The sequence below is a fragment of the Parendozoicomonas verongulae genome (assembly GCF_009711465.1).
Classification (GTDB): Bacteria; Pseudomonadota; Gammaproteobacteria; order Pseudomonadales; family Endozoicomonadaceae; genus Sansalvadorimonas; species Sansalvadorimonas verongulae.
The window spans coordinates 1-1,757 of record NZ_SMME01000593.1 but is presented as its reverse complement, the minus strand read 5'-3'; the positions used below and the strand labels follow the sequence as shown (position 1 = coordinate 1,757).

Below are 1,757 nucleotides of genomic sequence, written 5' to 3'. Positions count from 1 at the left end.
TGCCCCCCGGCCGCTCGGGTGCGCAGCTGGGTAAAGATGTTCCGGGCTGCTCTCTGGTTGTCTGTACCTCCCATAGCCTCGAGGAGCCTGCCCAGAGCCAGTTCGATCTCCTTGTCATTGCAAGGGGTGTTCGCCTGCCCTTTGGCCGCCCGGGTACGTAACTGGATAAAGATATCCAGGGCCGCTCTCAGGCCGTCCGTCCCCCCCATAATCTGGAAGTGTCGCCCCAGAGCCAGTTCGATATCCTTATCATCACAGGGTGTATTCGCCTGCCCCCCAGCCGCACGGGTGCGCAACCGGATAAAGATGTCCAGAGCTGCGCTCAGGTTGCCCGTGCCCCCCATGGCCTGGAGTAGTCTGCCCAGGGCCACCCCATGTTTTTTTTCATCATTGAGGGAGGCTGAGTATTGTGCATAAAGTTGTTGAAAAAGTGGTAGAGCTTCCTTTAAATGGCCTTTCGCTTGCAAAGCTCTGCCTTTTGCCATTATCACTCCCTTGTCATTTCGCAAATCCTCTGAAAGAGAACTGATGAACCCAATACACCCATCAAAATCACCAAGAAGAAACAAAGATCTGGCTTTTAATTGTGCAACACGAGCATATTGCTGTGAGTCTCCCCCATATTTTTTTAATAGTGTCTCGGCCACATCCAATGCTCTTTTGGGGTTGGTTTTCAGAAAATGGAAGCCATCATTTATGTCGTGACATGTCTGTACACGAAAGTGAGCCGGGAAGTGCTGAGTACGATATTGTGAAAGTTGGCGATGTTCAGAGTGACCTGTACGCTCTGGATATCGAGAAACATGTGTACTGAAGGTATAAGGCGTATACCTGCTTGAATTGCCTTGTCTGCGAGGAGGAAGCGCCTGTCGGTAGTGATAGCCTTTACCATAGTATGGAGGTAAGTTCATACTCTGAATAAACCTTTAAAGCCGTTATGTCAGGGGTTGTTCGTTCACCATTGATGCTGTATGGATGATGGTGCAGGAACAAAGGTTCAAAATGCGTCAGGGTCACAAACAGGGCTGTTTGAAGGTTACGCAGTCATATGTGCCAGGAATTGTCGTTCCTTTAGCCTCCAGCGTTCATCTTTCTTCTGTTCTTGTCGATGGGGTGCAAGATCGTTGGCTTTAGCAAAGAGCAAGTCCGATCTCAATTTGAACTCGTGCTCCCTTTTTTCTTCGATACCTGACGCTCGCAGCTTAACTGGCGGCCAGGCCGATAAAAGGCGAAAGCAGTGAGCCAGTTGACTGAGACAGGATGCATTTGTGCCTCCACTGCCCTCAACCGCAAGAGCAGCCCAATGGAACGCTTTCCCCAAAAGGGACAAATGTTCGGGCAAGACTTTCTCAACGTCCATTAGTTCCTGGAAGTAACGAATGCTCAAATATAAGCAGGTTTCAAACCCTGAAAACAACTGTTTATCGAGTTGCAGTCCATCAAACTGCCTCCATGCTCCCAAATCAGTGAAAACAGATGCGAGCCCCAGTTCGATCTCCTTGTTCTCAGAAGGGATGTCCGCCACTCCACCTGTCGCCCGGGTGCGCAGCCGGGTGTAGATGTCCCAGGCCACTTGTAGATTGTCCGTGCCCCCCATAACCTGAAACAGTCTGCCCAGAGCCAGTTCGATGTCCCTGTCCTCACAGGGGGTGTTCGCCACCCCGCCTGCCGCCCGGGTGCGTAGTCGGGTAAAGATGTCCAAAGCCGCTTTCAAATCGTCCGTGCCTCCCATAACCTGAAGCAGTCTGCCCAGAGCC

At 51.5% G+C, this 1,757-nt stretch carries 2 protein-coding genes; both read right to left on the bottom strand.

The features are described from left to right. The coding region (locus tag E1189_RS01740) for a hypothetical protein (protein ID WP_155158365.1) at positions 1-485 on the bottom strand (485 nt) is incomplete at its 3' end. A 551-nt stretch (positions 486-1,036) separates the two neighbouring features. After that, positions 1,037-1,757 (bottom strand): hypothetical protein (locus tag E1189_RS22955; RefSeq protein WP_196221010.1); only part of this gene is annotated, 721 nt, incomplete at its 5' end.